The organism is Rhodococcus mengyinensis (assembly GCF_048381435.1).
Taxonomy (GTDB): Bacteria; Actinomycetota; Actinomycetes; order Mycobacteriales; family Mycobacteriaceae; genus Rhodococcus_F; species Rhodococcus_F opacus_D.
On sequence record NZ_JBLWIT010000154.1, the window covers coordinates 54,823 to 74,649 of the forward strand.

The following is a 19,827-nucleotide window of genomic DNA, read 5'->3' on the forward strand; positions in this document are numbered from 1 at the left end:
TCAGTGGAGCAAACTCGCCCGGATCGTCGCTTTCACCCAGTTCCGGTACTCGACGACATCCCACCCGCACTGCCGTCGCAGCATCGAGTACACCTGCGGCGACACGACCGTGAACAGCACGTCGGCGGCGCGCTGGACGGAGATTTCGGGACGCAGCAGTTCGTGCGCGGCGAGCCCCTCGGCGAGCGTCATCGCATTCTCGGCCGAGGCCCGCGCTCCCTCGTCGGCGAACCGCCGCATGTCGTCGTCCGCTCCCGAGGATTCGATCGACGTCGTCATCAGGGTTCCGGCGCGCTCCAGGACGTCGGTGCTGAATCCGACCATCTGGTCGAGGATCCGTTCGACGGGGTCGCCGTCCCGGGGTGCGGGCGTGTGGGTCGCGGCGGTATCACCGTCGATGGCCGTGTGCAGGGCCTCGTGGAACAGTTCCGCCTTGCCGCCGGGGAACGCGGTGAACACCGTGCGGGTCGACACCCCGGCGGCCTCGGCCACGTTCCGCACCGTCGTGCTGACGTATCCACGCTCGACGAACAGCCGGGCCGCGGCGTCCCGGACGAGGAGGCGGGTCCGGCGCGCCGATTCCGCACGAAGCGGCGAGCTGTAGGACCTCTTGGCGGATTCGGGCATGGGCTCACGATAGACGCATTCGATACATCAATCGTGCAACCAATGTGGCACAGCGATTTGCCACACATCGACCAGGCGAAACACCCGATACCTACGACTTCGGGTGTTCCACCCAGGCATCGGATCCGGGAAACACGAGCGCCTCGTGGCCGTCGTCGTACCGGACGAGATAGGGCGGTTCGCCGTTCTCTCCGTGTACCTCCACGACCTCGGCGGTCGTCTCGTGCACTCCGACCACCCTGCCCTGGACGTGCAACCGGTCTCCCACTGCTACGTGCATGACTGCTCCTCGCGACGTTCGAGTCCGTACCCCCAGCTTGCTACTTCCGGAACCGGGGCGAAAGGGTCGACTCGCCGCCATCTCTGCCGGCGTGTGCCATCGTGGGGACATGGCTACGTATCGATACCTCGACAAGGACCGTAACGTGCTCGAGGAGCAGGACTTCGGCACCGTGCAGGACGCCGAGGAACACCGGTTGTCCGTTCTCGGCGCCGAGATCATCGAGGAGGTAGAGGACTCCGGCACGTCCGAGAGCTGACTGTTCTGCGCGGCCCGCCGCATCGAGGCATGCTGATCGGGTGCACACATTCGAGGTATGGGCCCCGATTCCGGATTCCGTTTCTGTGGAGGTCGACGGCCGACGCCACGACATGACCCCGTCATCGGACGGATGGTGGCGAGCCGACGTCGACGCGTCGCCGGATTCGCGGTACGCGTTCGTCCTCGACGACAGCGACACCCCACTTCCCGATCCCCGGTCGCCGCGACAGCCCGACGGAGTGCACAGCGCGTCCCAACTCCACACCCTCGACGAGAGCCTCTGGACCGACTCGCGGTGGACCGGGCGGCAGCTCGCCGGCTCCGTCGTCTACGAACTGCACGTCGGCACGTTCTCTCCGGAGGGCACGTTCGCGGCCGCCGTCGACCGGCTCGACCACCTCGTCGAACTCGGCGTCGACTTTGTGGAACTGATGCCCGTCAACGGTTTCAACGGGACCCACAACTGGGGATACGACGGCGTTCTCTGGTACACGGTGCACGAGGGTTACGGCGGGCCGGACGGGCTGCAGACCCTCGTCGACGCGTGCCACGCCCGCGGTCTCGGCGTCGTCCTCGACGCCGTGTACAACCACCTCGGACCGTCCGGCAACTACCTCGACCGGTACGGCCCGTACCTCGCGCAGGGCGCCAACACGTGGGGCCGGAGCATCAACCTGGACGGACCGGACAGCGGCGAAGTCCGCCGCTACATCATTGACAACGCGCTGCGGTGGTTCCGTGAGTTCCACATCGACGCGCTCCGCCTCGACGCCGTCCACGCACTCGTCGACCACACCGCCACCCATCTTCTCGAGGACCTGGCCATCGAGACCCGCCGGCTGTCCGCGCACCTGAGGCGGCCGCTGACGCTCATCGCGGAGAGCGACCTCAACGATCCGCGCCTGATCACGTCGCGGTCGGCAGGCGGCTGCGGCCTCGACGCGCAGTGGGACGACGACGTGCATCACGCCATCCACGCCGCCGTCTCGGGCGAGAGGCAGGGCTATTACGGAGATTTCGGTTCGATGGCCTGCCTCGCCGACACCCTGCGCCAGGGGTGGTTCCACGCGGGCACGTTCTCGACGTTCCGCGGTCGCACCCACGGCAGGCCGCTGGACACCCGCCGGACCCCGGCCAGTTCGCTGGTCACGTACACGTGCACGCACGATCAGATCGGCAACCGGGCGATCGGCGACCGCCCCGGCACGTATCTCGATTCCGGGCAGCTCGCCGTGAAGGCCGCGCTCGTGCTGTGCTCGCCGTTCACGCCGATGCTGTTCATGGGTGAGGAGTGGGGTGCGAGCACCCCGTTCCAGTTCTTCACCTCCCACCCCGAACCGGAACTCGCGAGGGCGACGGCCGAGGGGCGCAAGGCCGAGTTCGCGGAGCACGGCTGGAGCACGGACGACGTCCCCGACCCACAGGACCCGGAGACGTTCGAGCGGTCCAAGCTCGACTGGGACGAACTGGTCCGCGAACCGCATGCCCGGCTGCTCGACTGCTATCGCTCGTTGCTGCGCCTACGGCGGGAGCGCGCCGAGCTGACGGATCCGTGGCTGGAGAACCTGTCGGTCGACTACGACGAGGCGGAGCAGTGGATCGTGGTGCACCGCGGCGCACTTCGTCTCGCGTGCAACCTGGGTGCCGAACCGGTGACCGTCCCGGTCGGCGGCTCCCCCGTCTTGTGGTGGGAGCCGCCGACCCAGGACGAGACCGCGTCGGCGACGGTGCTACCGGGTCACTCGTTCGTGGTGCTCGACAGCTCGCCCTGACGGTCACGCAGCATCCGCAGGACGAGGATGGCGGTCGCGAACAGGATCACGGCCGTCGCGCCGGCGGCGACGTGCATGCCGTCGACGAACGCCGACTGCGCGGACTCCAGGAACACCGTCCGGGCCGTCTCCGGGAGGTGCTGGGCCTCCGCGACGGCGGCACCGAGCGTGCCCTGGGCGGACTCGACCTGTTCCGCCGGCAGCATCGATGTGTCGAGGCCGTTCCGGAAGATCGCCATGACGACGCTGCCGAGCACGGCGACGCCGAGTGCGATACCGAGTTCGTATGCCGTCTCGGACACCGCGGAGGCGGCGCCGGCCCGCTCGGGCTCGACGGCGCTGACCACGAGGTCGGAGGTCAGGGTCAGTGCGATACCGACACCGGCGCCCGCGAGGCCGAAGCCGATCACGAACATCGTCGGGGCACCGTCCACGCCGAGCGTGAGCATCAGTGCCGCACCCACAGCCGCGATCGCGAGACCGCCGCCGAGCACGTGCGAGGTGGCCCACCGGCGCACCATCCAGGCCGCCGCGAGTGCGGTGACCGCGCTCATCAGCATGCCGGGCAGCATCAGCACACCCGATTCGAACGCGCTGTTGCCCAGCACCAACTGCAGGTACTGCGAGCCGAAGAACAGCACACCGGCCAGCGCGAAGATGGACAGCAGGTTGGTGAGGACGGCGGTCGAGAACGCCGGCTTGGCGAACAGGCCGATATCGATCATCGGGTCCTTCATCCCCTTCTGCCTGCGCACGAACACCACACCGGACACGACGCCGACGAGTCCGACGGCGAGCAGCACCGGGTCGACACCGTGCACCACGGTCTCCTTGACCGCGTACACCAGCGGCAGCATCGTCGTCATCGACAGCGCGGCGCTGAGAAGGTCGAAGCGCCCCGGGGCGGGGTCCTTGGACTCGGGAATCACGAGCGGTCCCACGGCGATCAGAATCAGCATCACGGGGATGTTGATCAGGAACACCGAGCCCCACCAGAAGTGCTCGAGCAGCCAGCCGCCGATCAGCGGGCCGGCCGCGGTACCGCCACCGGCCATCGCACCCCACACTCCGATGGCGAGGGTCCGCTGGCGCGGGTCGACGAAGATCGTGCGGATCAGACCGAGTGTCGCGGGCATCAGCGTCGCCCCCGAGATTCCCTGCAGCACGCGGGCCGCGATCAGCATCTCGGGTGTCGGCGACCACGCTGCGATCAGCGAGGCGATGCCGAATCCGGCGGCGCCGAGGAGCAGCAGACGACGCCGTCCGATCCGGTCGCCGAGCGTGCCCATCGTGATGAGCAGGCCGGCGAGGACGAACGAGTAGACGTCGATGATCCACAGCAGCTGCGTGCTGCTGGGTTCGAGGTCGGCGCTGATGAACGGCAGCGCGAGGTCGAGCACTGTGCCGTCGACGGCGATCAGGAGGACGGCGAAGGCGAGGACGACCAATCCGAGCCAGTCTCGGCGTGATGCGGAGGACTGACCTGGCGCGCCGTAGGCGTCGTTGATCCCGCGATCCGTGGAGACAGACATTTATCTTCCTGCGACTTTCCGATTCAAGAGCTGGCACGGCGAGAACCGTCCAGCCGGTACAGTTCCGTTACCTTATCGTGAACCGTCCGGACGGTAAAGTTATTTCCCGGGTACAGTCCCTCTCCATGGCTGCCGGAACGCGCGATCGAATACTCGACGCCCTCGAGAAGCTGCTGCTCGACGTGGGGATAGCCCAGGTGACCCTCGAAGCGGTCGCTACGGAGGCCGGGGTGTCCAAAGGCGGCCTGCTCTACCACTTCCCCAGCAAGGAAGCGCTGCTCGCCGCCATGGTGCGCCGGCTCGGCGAACGAGCGGACGCCCAGCTCGCCGACGCCGTCTCCGGCGGCACCTCGCTGTCCGAGTGGTATCTGCAGGTTCCCGACGCGAGCACCACCGAGGAACTCGCCCTCTACCGTTCGACCATCGCCGCGCTACGGAGCGTCGACGGTCAGCACGACGAGATCCAGAAGGCCGTCACCGAAGTGATGCGCGGCTGGGACGAAGGTCTCCAGAGCGAGATCGACGACCCCGTGCAGGCCGAGATCGTCCGGCTCGTCGGCGACGGCATCTACCTGTCCGCGCTGCTCGGGCTCCCCATGCCCGAGCCCGAGCTGTACAACAAGGTCGTCGCGCGGCTGCTGCAGAAGTAGCGGCTCAGGTGAGGTAGCGGTACGCCGGGCTCCCCGGCTCCAGGCGTTCCACCTGCATCCGGGACTGCTCCATCCGCTCGAGCAGCTCGCCGAGCCCCTCGGCCTTGCCGAGTTCGATACCCACCAGGGCGGCGCCGGTCTCCCGGTTGTTGCGCTTCACGTACTCGAACAGGGTGATGTCGTCCTCGGGGCCGAGCACCTCGTCCAGGAAGCGGCGCAGCGCGCCCGGCTCCTGCGGGAAGTCGACGAGGAAGTAGTGCTTCAGGCCGAGATTCACCAGCGAACGTTCCAGGATCTCGCCGTACCGCGAGACGTCGTTGTTGCCTCCGGAGATCAGGCACACCACCGTGGACCCCGGTTCGAACGTGATGTTCCCGAGGGCCGCCACCGACAGGGCGCCCGCGGGCTCGGCGATGATGCCCTCGTTCTGGTACAGCTCGAGCATCGTGGTGCACAGTGCGCCCTCGTCGAGGTTGGCCATCACGAAGCTCTCGGGATCGAGCCGGATCGTGGTGGCCCGGTCGGACTGGCCCAGTGACGTGTGCGTCACCACCTCGGCGCCCAGGGCGGACACCACGGCGTAGGGAAGGTCGCCGACCCGCTTCACCGAGGCGCCGTCGACGAACGGGTCGATCTCCGTCAACGTCACGGGACCACCGGCGACCAGGGCCGCCGTCATCGACGCCGCCCCCGTCGGCTCCACCCCGACGATGGCCGTGCGGGGTGCGTGCGCACGCAGATACGTGGCGATGCCGGCGATGCATCCGCCGCCACCGACCGGGACGAGCACGGTATCGGGGGCCGCACCGAGCTGCGCGAGGATCTCGGCGGCGATGGTGCCCTGACCGGCCGCGGTACGTGCGTCGTCGAACGGCGCAACCATCGTCGCGCCCGTCCGCCGCACGTCGGCGGCGGCCGCAGCGGCAGCGGCGTCGTACGTCTCCCCTGTCAGGATCAGCTCGACGAACTCGCCGCCGTGCGCGCGGATGCGATCCCGCTTCTGCTTGGGGGTGTTCGACGGAACGTAGATGCGGCCGGTGATTTCCATTGTCCGGCAGGCGAACGCGACGCCCTGCGCATGGTTGCCCGCGCTGGCCGTCACCACTCCGGCCGCACGCTCGCCGGCATCGAGCTGGGCCATGAGGTTGTAGGCGCCGCGCAGCTTGTAGGAGCGGACGACCTGCAGATCTTCGCGCTTGAGGTAGACGTTCGCGCCGGTCAGCGACGACAGGCGCTCGCTCCGCTGCAAGGGGGTCGCGTCGATCACGTGGGAAATTCGCTCGATGGCCGCATCGATGTCGCCCACCGCCAGGGGCGAGGTGATGTTCTGGGCTGCGGTATCGGGCGATGTGGACACCCGGATATGTTCCCACTCTCCAGCCACGGGATACCAGTCGGGTTCAGCCGCGCGGATCGAACTGGGACGGTCGCGGAACATTGCGGACGTTCGACTTCGCCATCTTCACGGCCTCGCCGACACCCCCGTTCATCACCATCTTCGACAACGCCAACGCGAAACCGGTGACCTGCCCGCCCGTGATGGTCGGTGGCAGCGACAACGCCAGCGGGTCGGTGACCAGATCGACGAGCGCCGGTCCGTCGTGATCGAACGCCTGCCGCAGGCCCGATTCGATGTCGGCCGGATCCTCGATCCGGCGGGCGAAGATGCCCAGGGCCGACGCCACCGCCGCGTAGTCGACGGGTGCCACGTCCACCCCGAAATCCGGCAGCCCGTCCACCAGCATTTCCAGCTTGACCATCCCCAGAGTGGAATTGTTGAACACCACGATCTTGACCGGGAGCCGGTACATCGCGACCGTCACCAGTTCCCCCAGCAGCATCGACAGCCCGCCGTCGCCCGACACGGACACCACCTGCCTGCCCGGCGCGCACACCTGGGCGCCGATCGCGTGGGGCAGGGCGTTCGCCATCGATCCGTGCAGGGCCGAGGACAGGAACCGCCGCGACCCGTTCGGTGTCAGGTAGCGCGCCGTCCACACGTTCGACATTCCCGTGTCGGTCGTGAAGATCGCGTCGTCGGCGGCGAGGTCGTCGAGGATCGACGCCGCATATTCGGGGTGGATCGGGATGCGCTGCTTGGCGGGTTTGGTGTACGCACCGACCACCTTGTTCATCAGCGTCCGGTGCTTGTCGAGCATGTCGTCGAGGAATCGGCGATCGTCCTTCCGCCGGATCAACGGGGCGAGGGCACGCAACGTGCTCGCCACGTCGCCGTGCACGGCCAGATCGACGTTCGTTCTCCGGCCGATTCGTTGTGCAGCCCAGTCGATCTGCGCGGTGCGGACTCCGTCGGGCAGGAACTGGTTGTACGGGAAGTCCGTTCCGACGAGCAGCAGGAGGTCGGCGCCGTGCATCCCGTCGTGCGCCGCCCCGTACCCCAGCAGCCCCGTCATTCCGACGTCGAAGGGGTTGTCGTACTGGATCCATTCCTTGCCGCGGAGCGTGTGGCCGATCGGCGCACCGATCGTGTCGGCCAAGCTCAGCAACTCCTCGCGCGCCTCCCGCACACCCTCGCCGGCGAAGATCGCGACCTTTCCCGCCGCGTTCACGGCGTCGGCGAGCGCCTGCACGTCGGCCTGGTCGGGCACGATTGCCGGTGCGCCGGTCCGCGGCACCGACGGCGCCTTCCCCTCGGCGGGCCGGTCCGCGATGTCGCCGGGCAGCGTGATGACCGCGACACCGGACAGCGCGGTCGCGTGCGCGATGGCGGACGCCGTCACGCGTGGCGCCTGGGCGGGACTTCCGATCAGCTCCGCGTACCGGGAGCACTCGACGAACAGGCGGTCCGGGTGGGTCTCCTGAAAGAAGCCGAGTCCGATCTGCTCGCTCGGGATCTGTGCCGCGATCGCGAGCACCGGCGCCCCCGAGCGGTCCGCGTCGTAGAGACCGTTGATCAGGTGCAGGTTTCCCGGGCCGCACGAGCCGGCGCACACCGCCAGCTTGCCGGTGACCTGCGCCTCCGCGGCCGCGGCGAACGCGGCGGCCTCCTCGTGACGCACGTGGATCCAGTCGATCCCGCCCTTCGCCGCGCCGCCCGACCGCCGGACCGCGTCGACGACGGGATTGAGGCTGTCGCCCACGATTCCGTAGATCCGCTGGACGCCGGCGTCCTGGAGTTGACGTACAAGCTGATCGGCAACGGTTTTCGCTCTCATCGGGCCTCCGGTCGGGGGACGGTCGAACGGCGAAAGACAGCGGGGCGCGGGTCAGGCGGGTTCGAGCACGAACACCGGGATCTCCCGATCGGTATTCTTCTGATACTCGGCGTAGTCCGGGAACGCGGCGACGGCGCGGTCCCACCAGGCGGTCTTCTCCTCGCCCGTCACCTCACGGGCCACCATGTCCTGTGTGGTCGAGCCGTCGCGGAGTTCGACGTGCGGCTCGGCCTTCACGTTGTAGTACCAGACCGGGTTCTTGGGTGCGCCGCCGAGCGAGGCGACGATCGCGTACGTCCCGTCGTGTTCGACACGCATCAATGGCGTCTTGCGGAGTTTGCCGGATTTCGCGCCACGCGTGGTCAGCAGGACGACGGGCCTGCCGCCCAGCGTCGTGCCCTTCGCTCCATCGGTGGATTCCATCAACTCGGCCTGATCTGCTGCCCACTTGGACGTACTGGGCTCATATTCACCTGTGAGTGGCATGCGTCCAGTCAACACCTGATGCGCGAGAACGCGCCACCGATTCCACCGAACGAGCGCACATGCGAAGAACCACATCCGATTGTTCGTTGCGCCGAACTCCGGGTTCCGAGTACCCTGATCCCACGCGGGGGACGTCCGCTCTCCCGATCCGCGCCAGTGAGGTGACCTGCGATGACGACACACGACGCATGGGTGCGCCGCGAGATTCGCCGCAGCAACCCTGCCCGCACCGTCGATCTCGCCGGCACCGCGTGGCCCCTGTACAAGCTGGAAGCGCTGGCTGTCGCGCTCCTGGTCTTCGTCACGATCCTCGTCGTCACCCAGACACTGCAGGCGGCCGTCCTCACCGCCGCCGCGGTGGCCGTCGTCGTGTGGTGGGCGCGGCGCCTCTACCCGCCGCGCCCCTAGCCCGTCACACCGACAGGCAGCTCGGTCCGAGCAGCGCCTTGAGATCGCCCATCAACGCCGACGACGGTTCCACCCGGAGCACGTCGTCCACCTTCCACAACGTGACCTCGGTGCCGCCGATCAACCGCACGTGCACGTCCGAGGTGCCCGGATGGCGCGTGAGGACCTGACGCAGCGCGCCGAGCTTGTCCTTGGTGCACTGACGCAGCGGCAGACTGACCGCCAGCGGCTTCGCGACCCCCACCGCCGAGAGATCCGGCACCGCAAGATCGTTGGCGATGAGTGAGATCCGGTCGTCACGAATCGACACGCGCGCCTTGACCAGCACGACGGAGTCCTCCGTGACGTCCATCCCGTACACCGAGTAGGCCTGCGGGAAGAACAGCACCTCGATACCACCGGTCAAATCCTCGAGCTGCGCGGACGCCCAGGTGAGACCGTTCTTGTTGATCCTCCGGTTCACCGACGCGAGGATGCCGCCGACGGTGACCTGGGTGCCGTCCTTGATGTCGCCTTCGAGGATGGTCGGGATCGCGGTGTCGGACTGCGCCGACAGCACGTGTTCGACGCCGTTGAGCGGGTGCCCGGACACGTACAGTCCCAGCATTTCCCGTTCCAGCGCCAATCGGTGCTTCGAGTCCCACTCTTCCTCGGGGATCTTCACGTTGAAGACCGAGGAGATCGACTCGTCGGCGTCGTCGCCGCCGAAGAGGTCGAACTGTCCGATCGCCTCCGCCTTCTTGGTGCCCATCACCGCGTCGATGGCGTCGGCGTGGACGAGCATGAGTCCCTTGCGCGGATGGCCCAGCGAGTCGAACCCGCCTGCCTTGATCAGCGATTCGGTGACCTTCTTGGAGCAGGCGGCGGCGTCGATCTTGTTGAGGTAGTCGGAGAAGTCGACGAACTTGGACTTCTCCTTGCGCGCCTTGATGATCGAGCCCACGACGTTGGCGCCGACGTTGCGGACGGCGCCCATTCCGAACCGGATGTCCTCACCGACGGAGGCGAAGTTGACCTCCGATTCGTTGACGTCCGGCGGCAGCACGGTGATACCCATCTTGCGGCAGTCCGCGAGGTAGATGGCGGCCTTGTCCTTGTCGTCACCGACCGAGGTGAGCAGACCGGCCATGTACTCGGCCGGATAGTTGGCCTTGAGATACCCGGTCCAGAACGACACCAGGCCGTACCCGGCCGCGTGCGACTTGTTGAACGCGTACCCGGCGAACGGGAGGATGGTGTCCCACAGTGCCTTGATGGCGGGCTCGGAGAATTCGTTGGCGAGCATGCCCTCCCGGAAGCCGGCGTACGCCTCCTCCAGCACCGAGAGCTTCTTCTTACCCATGGCTCGGCGGAGAATGTCGGCCTGTCCGAGCGAGTACCCGGCCACCTTCTGAGCGATCTGCATGATCTGCTCCTGGTAGACGATCAGGCCGTACGTGTCGGCCAGGATCTCCTTCAGGGGCTCCTCGAGTTCCGGGTGGATGGGTTTGACCTCTTGCCGCCCGTTCTTACGGTCGGCGTAGTCGTTGTGCGCGTTCATGCCCATCGGACCGGGCCGGTACAGCGCGAGCACCGCGACGATGTCCTCGAAACCGGTGGGCTGCATACGGCGCAGCAGGTCGCGCATCGCGCTGCCGTCGAGCTGGAACACGCCGAGAGTGTCTCCGCGCGAAAGCAGTTCGTACGTGGCTTGATCGTCGAGCGCGAGGGTGTCGAGATCGAGGTCGATCCCCCGGTTGGCCTTGATGTTGTCGATGGCGTCACCGATGACGGTGAGGTTGCGCAGTCCGAGGAAGTCCATCTTCAGCAGGCCGATGGCCTCGCACGACGGGTAGTCCCAGCCGGTGATGATGGCACCGTCCTGGGCGCGCTTCCACACGGGAATCGCGTCCATCAGCGGTTCGGACGACATGATCACCGCGCAGGCGTGGACGCCGGCGTTACGGATCAGGCCCTCGAGTCCCTTGGCCGTCTGGTAGATCTTCGCGACGTCCGGGTTGGAATCGATGAGGGCGCGAACCTCCACCGCTTCCTTGTAGCGCTCGTGGTTCGGGTCGGTGATGCCGGACACCGAGATGTCCTTGGCCATGATCGGCGGCGGCAGCGCCTTCGTGATCTGGTCGGCGATCGCGAAACCGGGCTGACCGAACTGGACTCGGGCGGAGTCCTTGATGGCCGCCTTCGTCTTGATGGTGCCGAACGTGATGACCTGGGCGACGCGGTCGCTGCCCCACTTGTCCGTCGCGTAGCGCACCATCTCGCCGCGACGGCGATCGTCGAAGTCGATGTCGATATCGGGCATGGAGACGCGCTCGGGGTTCAGGAACCGCTCGAACAGCAGGCCGTGCGGGATGGGATCGATGTTGGTGATGCCCATCGCGTAGGCGACGAGCGAACCGGCCGCCGAGCCTCGTCCGGGGCCGACGCGGATGCCGACCTCCCGGGCGTGGTTGATGAGGTCGCCGACGACGAGGAAGTAGGCGGGGAAACCCATTTCGAGGATGACGCCGATCTCGTAATCGGCGCGGGCGAGGTACTCCTCGGGCGGTCCGTCGGGGAACCGGCGGTCCAGTCCGCGCATGACCTCCTTGCGCAGCCAGGTGCCCTGCGTCTCGCCCTCGGGGACGGGGAAGATCGGCATGCGGTCGTGGTGCGCCCACACGTCGTCGTACGACTGGACCCGCTCGGCGATCAGCAGTGTGTTGTCGCACGCGCCGGGCACCTGGTCGTCCCACAGCGCCCGCATCTCCGCGGCCGGCTTCAGGTAGTAACCGTCGCCGTCGAACTTGAACCGGGTGGGGTCGGACAGTGTCTTACCGGTCTGGATGCAGAGGAGGGCCTCGTGGTTCTCCGCGGCTTCCTTGGTGACGTAGTGGCAGTCGTTGGTGGCGAGCGGCGGAATCTCCAGCTTCTTGCTGATCTCGAGCAGGCCCTCGCGCACCCGTCGCTCGATCGACAGTCCGTGGTCCATCAGCTCGAGGAAGAAGTTGTCCTTGCCCCAGATCTCCTGCCACTTGGCGGCGGCCTCGAGCGCCTCGCGGTCGTGGCCGAGCCGCAGCCGGGTCTGGATCTCACCGGACGGGCAGCCCGTGGTCGCGATGATGCCCTCGTGGTGGGTGGCGATGAGCTCTTCGTCCATTCGTGCCCACTTGCCGAGCTGACCCTCGATGGACGCGAGAGAGGACAGCTTGAACAGGTTCCGCAGGCCGGTCGCGTTCTCCGCGACCATCGTCATGTGGGTGTACGCACCGCTACCGGAGACGTCGTCGGACTTCTGGCTGCGGTCGCCCCACAACACGCGCTTGGTGTTGAAGCGAGACTCGGGCGCGATGTACGCCTCGATGCCGATGATCGGCTTGATGCCCTGCTTCTTGGCCACGTTGTAGAACTCGCTGGCGCCGTACATGTTGCCGTGGTCGGTCATGCCGACCGCCGACATCCCCAGTCGCTCGGCCTCTTCGAACAGGGGGCCGACCTTGGCCGCACCGTCGAGCATCGAGTACTCGGTGTGATTGTGCAGATGTACGAACGAGTCAGCCACGTGCGCCTCTCTGAAGGTCTGGGAGCCTCACGAGTGTAGGCCCTCGGACCGACAGCACCGGTCGCCGACGGCGGGTGTCGGAGAAGTCGTGACGCGAGTTACTGGACGGGCGCCTGGGACGGTTCGGGATTTCGCCGCTCGCGCCGGACCCGTACCAGCGCATCGGTACTGAAGATCGCGAGTGCCACCCAGATCAGCGCGAAACCGATCCACCGCGACGCGGGCATGTCCTCGTGGAGAACGGCGACACCCCACGCCATCTGCAGCGCCGGTGTCAGGTACTGCAGCATGCCGAGTGTGCGCAACGGCACCCGTTGCGCGGCCGCGCCGAACAGCAACAGCGGCAGCGCGGTCACCGGTCCCGCGGCCAGCAGCAGCAGGGTGTGACCGATCCCGAACCCGAGGAACGTGCCGGCCCCGGTGAGGGCGAGGAACACGAGGTAGCCGACCGCGACGGGCGCGGCCACGATTCCCTCGGCGGTCAGGCTCGTCCGCGGGTCGAGCGGCATCACCTTCTTGCACAGCCCGTACAGGGCGAACGACGCGGCCAGGGTCAGCGCGATGTACGGCGGATGCCCGTAGTCGACGGTGATCACGATCACCGCGGTTGCGGCGAGCGCGAGGGCGACGATCTGGGCGGGGACGAGCCGTTCCCGGAAGATCACGACCCCGAGCAGCACGCTCACCAACGGGTTGATGAAGTAGCCGAGCGCGGTCTCGACCACCCGGTCCGAGGTGACCCCGTAGATATAGGTGCCCCAGTTCACCGCGATGGCCGTCGACGCGGCCGAGACCAGGAGCCAGGTGCGCACACTCAGCCCGCGCAGCGACCGGAGCCGGCCCGAGACCGCGAGGACGACGAACATGAGCGCGAGCGTCCACACCACCCGGTGCGCGAGGATCTCCACCGACCCGGCCGGGCCGAGCAATCCGAAGAACGCCGGGAACGCGCCCCACAGCACGTAGGCGCCGACTCCGCAGGCGGCGCCCACGGTTTCCGCCTTCCTCGCCTTCACGAACCGCTCCCCGGGACGATGCCGTCGTCGGGGCCCGGCGCGACGATCTCGACCTGCTCCGGCAGCAGCGGGCGCACGGCGAACCGCCCGGCGACGGCGTCGGCTCCGAGTGCCTCGACCGCCCGGACGTCCGGGGCGGACCGCAGCGCGGTGAGGGCTTCGTGATCACCGCGGACGACGACACCGATCACGCACGCGCAGTTCCGGGCGAGTTCCTCCGACGACACCGCCGCGATCTGCGCCTGCCGCTCCGTTTCGCCCGTCATCGCCTGGGCGCGTCCGGCGGCCAGGACGCTCGCCCGTGCGAGCGCCGCATCGCCTGCCCCGACGGACACGGGAACGAGGGGTGTCTGCACCCGGTCCAGGGGCACACGGAAGAGAACCTGCGACACCCGAGTGCCGGAGGCGGCGTCCCGGACGACCTCCGTCGTCACCGGACGCGTGAACGACACCAGCGCCCAGTGCTCTCGGCGCCCGTCCGCCGCGTCGAGTGATCGGTCCGTCCGGGCCAGGTAATCGGCCACCACTTCCCCGTTGTCCGGGCCCAACGTGTCCGTCGACACGGGTGCACGCCGGACGGGATGCAGTGCTCCGAGCACGACCGTCACCGCGATCAGGACGACGGCGGTGAGCACTGCCGGCACCGCCGGACCGCTCGGGTGCGGGTGCCTCAAATCAGCTCGCCCGCAGAACCCCGAGAGCGTCCTCGAGATCCTTCGGATACTTGGACGTGATCTCGACCCACCGCCCGTCCGCGGGATGCGCGAAACCGAGCGACCGGGCGTGCAGCCACTGCCGCTCCAGCCCGAGACGTTCCGCCAGCCGCGGATCGGCCCCGTATGTGAGGTCGCCGCAGCACGGGTGCCGCAGTGCGGCGAAGTGGACGCGGATCTGATGGGTCCGGCCCGTTTCGAGGTGGATGTCCAGCAGGCTCGCCGCCTGGAACGCCTCGACCGTGTCGTAGTGCGTGATGCTGGGCTTGCCGTCCGCGGTGACGGCGAACTTCCAGTCGTTGCTGCGGTGCCTGCCGATCGGCGCGTCGATGGTTCCGCTGCTCGGATCCGGGTGACCCTGCACCAGCGCGTGGTACCGCTTGTCGATTGTCCGCTGCTTGAATGCGCGCTTGAGGAGTGTGTAGGCGCGTTCCGACGTGGCCACCACCATCACTCCGGACGTGCCGACGTCCAGCCGATGCACGATGCCCTGGCGCTCGTGCGCACCGGACGTCGAGATCCGGAAGCCTGCGGCGGCGAGTCCGCCGATCACCGTCGGACCGGTCCAGCCCACACTGGCGTGGGCGGCGACACCGACCGGTTTGTCGACGGCGACCACGTCGTCGTCGGCGTACAGGATTTCCATGCCCTCGACGGGCTCCGCCTCGATGGTCAGCGGACGCGGCGGTTCGGGCAGTTCCACCTCGAGCCAGGCGCCTGCGGACAGGCGATCCGACTTGCCGACGGGCGCGCCGTCGACGAGCACCGAGCCTTCCTCGGTGAGTTGAGCCACCGCGGTGCGCGACAACCCGAGTAGTCGAGCGAGTCCGGCGTCGACCCTCATCGCTTCGAGCCCGTCCGGGACCGGCATCGACCGTGTTTCCCTCACTTCTCTACCCCCTTACGTGTTCCGTCCGGTTCCAGCCCGATCAGGGTGAGCACGACGAGCAGGATCGCACCGCACACGATGCCGGAATCCGCCACGTTGAACACCGGCCACCAGCCGACGGACACGAAATCGACGACGTGCCCCTGCATCACTCCCGGCGCCCGGAAGAACCGGTCGACGAGGTTGCCGAGGGCGCCGCCGAGTACCAGCCCCAGACCGAGCGCCCACCACGGCGACCGCAGCGTGCGGCCGATGCGGACGACGCCGATCACCACACCCACGGCGACGAGCGTGAGCAGCCACGTCATGCCGGTGGCCATCGAGAACGCCGCGCCCGGGTTGCGCACGAGCCGCAGCGAGACGATGTCCCCGATCAGCCAGACCGGCCGGCCGGGCTCGATGTTGGCGACGGCGAGGATCTTCGTCAGCAGGTCCGTGGCCAGGACGACACCTGCGATCACGAAGAGCAGCAGCCTGCGCTGATGCTTCACCGGCTGCGGCGGTGCGCTGCCGGACGGGTCACCGTCGTTTCGGTCTTCGGCGTCGGTCTCGTTCTCTGCCGTGGGGTCTTGACTCACCCGTTCATCATCCACTACGGAGGCAAGCCTCCGTTCACGCGCTCCCGCGCGCACTAACCTGGGGGCGTGCCACTGTTCTCGAAAGCTCTGCGACCCGGATTCTGCCTACTCGCCGCAACCCTCTCCCTGGTCGCTCTGACCGCCGGGTGCGGAGATGACGGCGACTCCTCGGAGTCGAACCCCGCAGGGTCCACGTCCACGCCCGCCGAAGTGACCGTCCCGATCTCCGCGACCACCGTCGAACTGATCCAGCCCGGCGAGGAGCCGCGCGAGGTGATCCAGCGCAGACCGCCGGTGGGGGTCACGCAGCAGGTGCAGTTGATCACCGACGCACAGGTGTTCCAGCAGATCGACGACCAGCCCGCCCAGGACTTCTCCTCACCCGAGATCACACTCCCCCTCACCGCCGCCGTCGGGCAGTCGACCGACGACACCGACGGCGGCACCACGGTCGACCTCACGCTCGGTGACGTCACCAGCCCCGACGACCGGCTCGGCAGCGCGCTCGAGGCCAGTGCCGGTTCGGGCGCCGGATTCACCGTCGACCCCACCGGTGCGATCACCGCACTGCGACTGCGTCCGGACGCCGAAGCTCAGGACATCGCCCGTTCCGCGATCGAGCAGGCGTTCTACCAGGCCGTGTACCGCACCGTCCCGTTTCCGGCGGAGCCCGTCGGTGTAGGCGCCCAGTGGACGATCCACCAGCAGGTGATGAGCGGCATCGCCCTCGACCAGACCACGGTGGCCACCCTGACCGCCCGGGACGGCAACCGCCTCACCGTCGACTACACGATCGACCAGAAACCGAAGTCCCCCGTCTGGGAGCTGCCCGGGGAGGCGGGCACGCTGAACGTCGACCAGTACGTGATGCAGGGCTCGGGCACCATGACCGTCGACCTCGGCCTTCCGCTGCCCGTCACCGGGACGGTGACCGTGCGCGGTGACCAGGAGTACAGCGACCCGGACGGCTCCACCCGCCTGCACCAGACCACGTCGAACTCGGTCCGGTGGGGTTCCTGATGCGCCGCGGAACCGTCGCCGCATCCTGTTCCCTCCTCGCGGTGCTCGCACTGTCGGCGTGCTCGTCGAGCGCGTCCGGCGACTCCGGTGCCGGCGCCTCACTCGCGCCGCTCGGACCGGTGGTGACCGCAGCGCCGGATGCGGCGGGCACACCGTTCACCGATCGGGGCGCGCTGAAGGCGGCTCTCCTCGACGTCGGGGACCTTCCCGTCGGCTTCACCCCCGTGCCCGATCCCGAGGACGATCTGGGGCTGCCTCCGGCGTCGGGGTCGGCGGACTCCGACAAGTCGAGCACGGATCCCGCGGAATGCGGCGCCGTGCTGTCGCCCGTCGCGGATCAGCGTGCGGGCGCGGTGGCGTCGGCGTCCGGCTGGTTCACCGGCCCCGGCTTCGCGACCATCGACCAGGACGCGGCCAGTTACGGCACCGGCGCCGACGCCTCCGCGGCGTTCGCGGCGGTGCAGGACCGGCTGGTGGGATGCACCGAGTACACCGGCACGGACGCCGACGGCGTGCAGGTGCAGTACCGGGTCGGCGGCCGCGAGCAGCAGCCCGCGGGCGACGCATCGGTGGCGTTCCGGCTCGTCACCACCAGCGAGGGCGTCAGTCTGGTCTCGGACGTGGTGGTGGTCGTCGTCGGGAGCACCGTCACTCAATTGGTCGCGACGGGCCAGGACCCGATCGACGCCGGCGTCCTCGGCGACCTGACGGCCACCGCCGTCGCGAAGCTCGCACCCGCCCCCGCCGGCTGAACCGACCAGGCCACGAACGAACGATGCCGGTGTCCCCGAGGGGACACCGGCATCGGTGGTAGAACACGGCGATCCGTCAGGACCGCGTAATTCGGCCTGGAATCAGGCAGGGCATGCAGGCGAGGTCAGCTGCGCGAGCGACACGATCTGGCATGCGGTGATCTTCGACAGCTTCCACGTTCCGTTCTCGCCGGGAACGAAGATGGCCGGGACGCCACCCTGCTGGACCTGGCCGTTGACGGTCAGCTGCAGCTGGCCGCTGGCGGTGCCGTCACCGTTGTCGATGACCGGGTCGAGAACGGTGACCTCGGCGTTGTTGGCCTTGGCTGCGGCGGCGACCTGGTTGATGAGCTCCGGATCCTGCTCCGAGCCCTCGACCATCGCGGACTTGACCTCGAGCGGCGTGGCCGGATCGAGGCCCTGCACCAGAAGCGCGTTGAGATCGGCCGCGGTGGGCACCTCGATGGCTTCCGAGGTCTCGGCAGCTGCGGAAGTCGTCGTCGTGGTCTTGGTCGCCGTGTCGCTCTCGTCGGAGCCACACGCGGACATCGTGAGGGCTGCGGCGATTGCTACTCCGGCAACCGTGATCTTACGAAGCTTCAACTCAATAACCTCTTCATTCTCGGTGTTCGTTCTCGGACGATCTGAGCATCTATCGCTACCCGGGCCAACATTACCCAAGGGTAAGCATCAGCGCCCGAGGCTACCTTCTCGTGGAGCCGGTCTCCACTCCTTCGTCCGGGCGGTGGGTCCGGTCACTCGAGCGAGCCTTCCACATCGCCCTGTTCGAGTTGTGCGTCGTCCTCCTTGAAGGTCCGCGCCTTCCCCGGACCCGTTGTGCGCGTTTCGAATCGGACGGTCACGACACCGTGACCCGCCCCCTGCACCCAGCCGTGACCGAAGTCCGGGTGCGTCACGTCGAGACCGGGATGCCACCGGGTGTCGATCGCCCGGGCGGGTGCGGGTGTGGGCGCGGAGAGGCCGTCGTCGGCGCCCGCCTCCGTGATCTTCGACTCCTGATAACCCGGGACGTCCAGGTCCAGTTCGGGGAACAGCGAGCCCTGGCGGACCGTCGACAGTCCGGCGAATCCCACCCCGACCAGACGCACCGGCCCGAGTTCGAGCGGATCGATCACCTGCCGCTGCGCCGCCGCGACGAGGATCTGACGGTCGAGGGTCGCGTAGGGCAGCGTGACCGAGCGCGTCACGATGCTCATGTCCGCCTTCTTCAGCTTCAGCACCACCGTCCGCGCGGCCCGGCCGTCCTTCTGCAGGCGCCCGAACGCGGACGCAGCGCTCGACTCGACGGCACCGCGCAACTCCGCCATCGTGATGATGTCGGTGGCGAAAGTCGTCTCCGCACTGACCTGTTTGGACTCGGCGCGTTCGGCGACCGGCCGATTGTCGATGCCCTGCGCCAGCCGGTGCAGGCCCGGTCCGACCGTGGTGCCCAGAATGGACGCCACCTCCGATTCCGGGGTCCGCGCGAACCCGCCGATGGTCTCGATGCCGAGCCGCTTCAGCTTCTCCTCGGCGACCGGGCCGATGCCCCACAGCTTCCGCACCGGAAGCTCGTCCAGCACCGCATGCTGCTCGTCCGGCGGGATCACCGTGATCCCGTCGGGTTTGGCCAGACCGGACGCGATCTTGGCCACCTGCTTGCCCGACCCGGCGCCGATGGACGCGACCAGTCCCGTCTCCTCGAGCACCAGGGCGCGCAGTCCCTCGCAATACCGTTGCACCGTGCCCGCATCAGCCCCGGCCAGCTCGATGGGTTCGCCGAACGCCTCGTCCATCGACAGTTGCTCGAGCACCGGCATCGGGCCGCGGAGCGCGTCGAACACGGACTTGCTCAACATGCCGTAAAGGCGACCCCGCGGCGGCAGCACCACCGCACCCGGACCCACCAGCCGGCGGGCCTGATGCATCGGCATGGCCGAACGCGCGCCGAACACCCGCGCCTCGTAGCTGGCGCCGGCGACGACGCCGCGCCCGCCGAGACCACCGACGAGAACCGGGCGGCCGCGGAGCGTCGGCCGGGTGAGCTGCTCGACCGACGCGAAGAACGCGTCCATGTCGAGGTGCAGCACCCACCGACGACTCACCTGATGCAAAATACCCGCCCG

At 68.2% G+C, this 19,827-nt stretch carries 19 protein-coding genes; 6 read left to right on the forward strand and 13 right to left on the reverse strand.

The features are described from left to right. Complete coding sequence (locus ACNJ7E_RS40435) at window positions 1-627, reverse strand: TetR/AcrR family transcriptional regulator (protein WP_283334276.1); 627 nt, start codon at window positions 625-627, stop codon at window positions 1-3. 91 nt (window positions 628-718) lie between these two features. After that, the gene (locus ACNJ7E_RS40440) at window positions 719-907 is read right to left on the reverse strand and encodes a DUF1918 domain-containing protein (protein ID WP_005247576.1); all 189 of its coding nucleotides are present in this window, start codon (window positions 905-907) and stop codon (window positions 719-721) included. A 109-nt stretch (window positions 908-1,016) separates the two neighbouring features. Here ACNJ7E_RS40440 and ACNJ7E_RS40445 point away from each other — a divergent pair, with 109 nt between their 5' ends. Both ACNJ7E_RS40445 and treZ read left to right on the forward strand, forming a co-directional pair. Then, window positions 1,017-1,166, forward strand: a complete 150-nt coding sequence (locus ACNJ7E_RS40445) for a hypothetical protein (protein ID WP_198601994.1) — start codon at window positions 1,017-1,019, stop codon at window positions 1,164-1,166. Between the two features lie 40 nt (window positions 1,167-1,206). Continuing rightward, window positions 1,207-2,940 carry a malto-oligosyltrehalose trehalohydrolase gene (gene treZ / locus ACNJ7E_RS40450; protein WP_418342478.1) on the forward strand — a complete coding sequence of 578 codons (1,734 nt, stop codon included), beginning with the start codon at window positions 1,207-1,209 and terminating at the stop codon, window positions 2,938-2,940. On the opposite strand, the gene ACNJ7E_RS40455 is transcribed toward treZ, so the two are convergent. Next, on the reverse strand, window positions 2,907-4,472 hold the full coding sequence (locus ACNJ7E_RS40455) for an MFS transporter (protein ID WP_280782543.1): 1,566 nt from the start codon (window positions 4,470-4,472) through the stop codon (window positions 2,907-2,909). The genes treZ and ACNJ7E_RS40455 overlap by 34 nt on opposite strands. Before the next feature lie 125 nt (window positions 4,473-4,597). On the opposite strand from ACNJ7E_RS40455, the gene ACNJ7E_RS40460 reads away from it, so the two are divergent. Then, on the forward strand, window positions 4,598-5,122 hold the full coding sequence (locus ACNJ7E_RS40460; RefSeq protein ID WP_005260248.1) for a TetR/AcrR family transcriptional regulator: 525 nt from the start codon (window positions 4,598-4,600) through the stop codon (window positions 5,120-5,122). Between the two features lie 4 nt (window positions 5,123-5,126). Here ACNJ7E_RS40460 and ilvA read toward each other — a convergent pair whose 3' ends face one another. Genes ilvA through ACNJ7E_RS40475 form a run of 3 tightly spaced genes read right to left on the reverse strand, consistent with a single transcriptional unit; the run spans window position 5,127 to window position 8,784 of the window. Next, window positions 5,127-6,479, reverse strand: coding sequence for a threonine ammonia-lyase IlvA (ilvA, locus tag ACNJ7E_RS40465; protein WP_280782544.1), 1,353 nt, complete (start codon window positions 6,477-6,479; stop codon window positions 5,127-5,129). 43 nt (window positions 6,480-6,522) lie between these two features. Beyond that, entirely contained in the window at window positions 6,523-8,298 is a 1,776-nt protein-coding gene (locus ACNJ7E_RS40470; protein WP_280782545.1) for a pyruvate dehydrogenase, read from the reverse strand. Between the two features lie 51 nt (window positions 8,299-8,349). Continuing rightward, window positions 8,350-8,784 carry a nitroreductase family deazaflavin-dependent oxidoreductase gene (locus ACNJ7E_RS40475; RefSeq protein ID WP_280782546.1) on the reverse strand — a complete coding sequence of 145 codons (435 nt, stop codon included), beginning with the start codon at window positions 8,782-8,784 and terminating at the stop codon, window positions 8,350-8,352. Window positions 8,785-8,955: 171 nt separating this feature from the next. On the opposite strand from ACNJ7E_RS40475, the gene ACNJ7E_RS40480 reads away from it, so the two are divergent. Next, a complete protein-coding gene (locus ACNJ7E_RS40480; protein WP_280782547.1) occupies window positions 8,956-9,192 on the forward strand; it encodes a hypothetical protein in 237 nt (78 codons plus the stop codon). 4 nt (window positions 9,193-9,196) lie between these two features. Here the strand turns inward: ACNJ7E_RS40480 and dnaE are convergent, their stop codons facing one another. The 5 genes from dnaE to lspA form a co-directional block, all read right to left on the reverse strand. Next, entirely contained in the window at window positions 9,197-12,733 is a 3,537-nt protein-coding gene (dnaE, locus tag ACNJ7E_RS40485) for a DNA polymerase III subunit alpha (RefSeq protein WP_280782548.1), read from the reverse strand. Between the two features lie 98 nt (window positions 12,734-12,831). Further along, window positions 12,832-13,749, reverse strand: a complete 918-nt coding sequence (gene rarD / locus ACNJ7E_RS40490; protein WP_280782549.1) for an EamA family transporter RarD — start codon at window positions 13,747-13,749, stop codon at window positions 12,832-12,834. Continuing rightward, entirely contained in the window at window positions 13,746-14,423 is a 678-nt protein-coding gene (locus ACNJ7E_RS40495; protein ID WP_280782550.1) for a hypothetical protein, read from the reverse strand. Before ACNJ7E_RS40495 ends, rarD begins: the two co-directional genes overlap by 4 nt. 1 nt (window position 14,424) lies before the next feature. Continuing rightward, on the reverse strand, window positions 14,425-15,351 hold the full coding sequence (locus ACNJ7E_RS40500; protein WP_029537355.1) for an RluA family pseudouridine synthase: 927 nt from the start codon (window positions 15,349-15,351) through the stop codon (window positions 14,425-14,427). Further along, the gene (gene lspA, locus ACNJ7E_RS40505; protein WP_280782551.1) at window positions 15,348-15,944 is read right to left on the reverse strand and encodes a signal peptidase II; all 597 of its coding nucleotides are present in this window, start codon (window positions 15,942-15,944) and stop codon (window positions 15,348-15,350) included. The genes ACNJ7E_RS40500 and lspA overlap by 4 nt, the downstream gene beginning before the upstream one ends. A gap of 51 nt (window positions 15,945-15,995) precedes the next feature. On the opposite strand from lspA, the gene ACNJ7E_RS40510 reads away from it, so the two are divergent. Continuing rightward, window positions 15,996-16,949: a hypothetical protein gene (locus ACNJ7E_RS40510; RefSeq protein ID WP_280782552.1), complete on the forward strand. Its 954-nt coding sequence runs from the start codon at window positions 15,996-15,998 to the stop codon at window positions 16,947-16,949. Next, window positions 16,949-17,701, forward strand: coding sequence for a sensor domain-containing protein (locus ACNJ7E_RS40515; RefSeq protein ID WP_418342479.1), 753 nt, complete (start codon window positions 16,949-16,951; stop codon window positions 17,699-17,701). The genes ACNJ7E_RS40510 and ACNJ7E_RS40515 overlap by 1 nt, the downstream gene beginning before the upstream one ends. A gap of 102 nt (window positions 17,702-17,803) precedes the next feature. Here ACNJ7E_RS40515 and ACNJ7E_RS40520 read toward each other — a convergent pair whose 3' ends face one another. Next, on the reverse strand, window positions 17,804-18,304 hold the full coding sequence (locus ACNJ7E_RS40520) for a WKL family lipoprotein (protein ID WP_005247603.1): 501 nt from the start codon (window positions 18,302-18,304) through the stop codon (window positions 17,804-17,806). A gap of 152 nt (window positions 18,305-18,456) precedes the next feature. Continuing rightward, window positions 18,457-19,806, reverse strand: coding sequence for a DNA polymerase IV (locus ACNJ7E_RS40525; RefSeq protein ID WP_489686855.1), 1,350 nt, complete (start codon window positions 19,804-19,806; stop codon window positions 18,457-18,459). Window positions 19,807-19,827 lie beyond the last annotated feature (21 nt).

What these genes read in the sequence shown, in the direction of transcription:
- ACNJ7E_RS40445 (WP_198601994.1), top strand. Translation starts at nt 1,017, where the DNA reads ATGGCTACGTATCGATACCTCGACAAGGACCGTAACGTGCTCGAGGAG.
- ACNJ7E_RS40470 (WP_280782545.1), bottom strand. Translation starts at nt 8,298, where the DNA reads ATGAGAGCGAAAACCGTTGCCGATCAGCTTGTACGTCAACTCCAGGAC.
- ACNJ7E_RS40435 (WP_283334276.1), bottom strand. Translation starts at nt 627, where the DNA reads ATGCCCGAATCCGCCAAGAGGTCCTACAGCTCGCCGCTTCGTGCGGAA.
- ACNJ7E_RS40480 (WP_280782547.1), top strand. Translation starts at nt 8,956, where the DNA reads ATGACGACACACGACGCATGGGTGCGCCGCGAGATTCGCCGCAGCAAC.
- ACNJ7E_RS40515 (WP_418342479.1), top strand. Translation starts at nt 16,949, where the DNA reads ATGCGCCGCGGAACCGTCGCCGCATCCTGTTCCCTCCTCGCGGTGCTC.
- ACNJ7E_RS40460 (WP_005260248.1), top strand. Translation starts at nt 4,598, where the DNA reads ATGGCTGCCGGAACGCGCGATCGAATACTCGACGCCCTCGAGAAGCTG.
- ACNJ7E_RS40440 (WP_005247576.1), bottom strand. Translation starts at nt 907, where the DNA reads ATGCACGTAGCAGTGGGAGACCGGTTGCACGTCCAGGGCAGGGTGGTC.
- ACNJ7E_RS40455 (WP_280782543.1), bottom strand. Translation starts at nt 4,472, where the DNA reads ATGTCTGTCTCCACGGATCGCGGGATCAACGACGCCTACGGCGCGCCA.
- ACNJ7E_RS40475 (WP_280782546.1), bottom strand. Translation starts at nt 8,784, where the DNA reads ATGCCACTCACAGGTGAATATGAGCCCAGTACGTCCAAGTGGGCAGCA.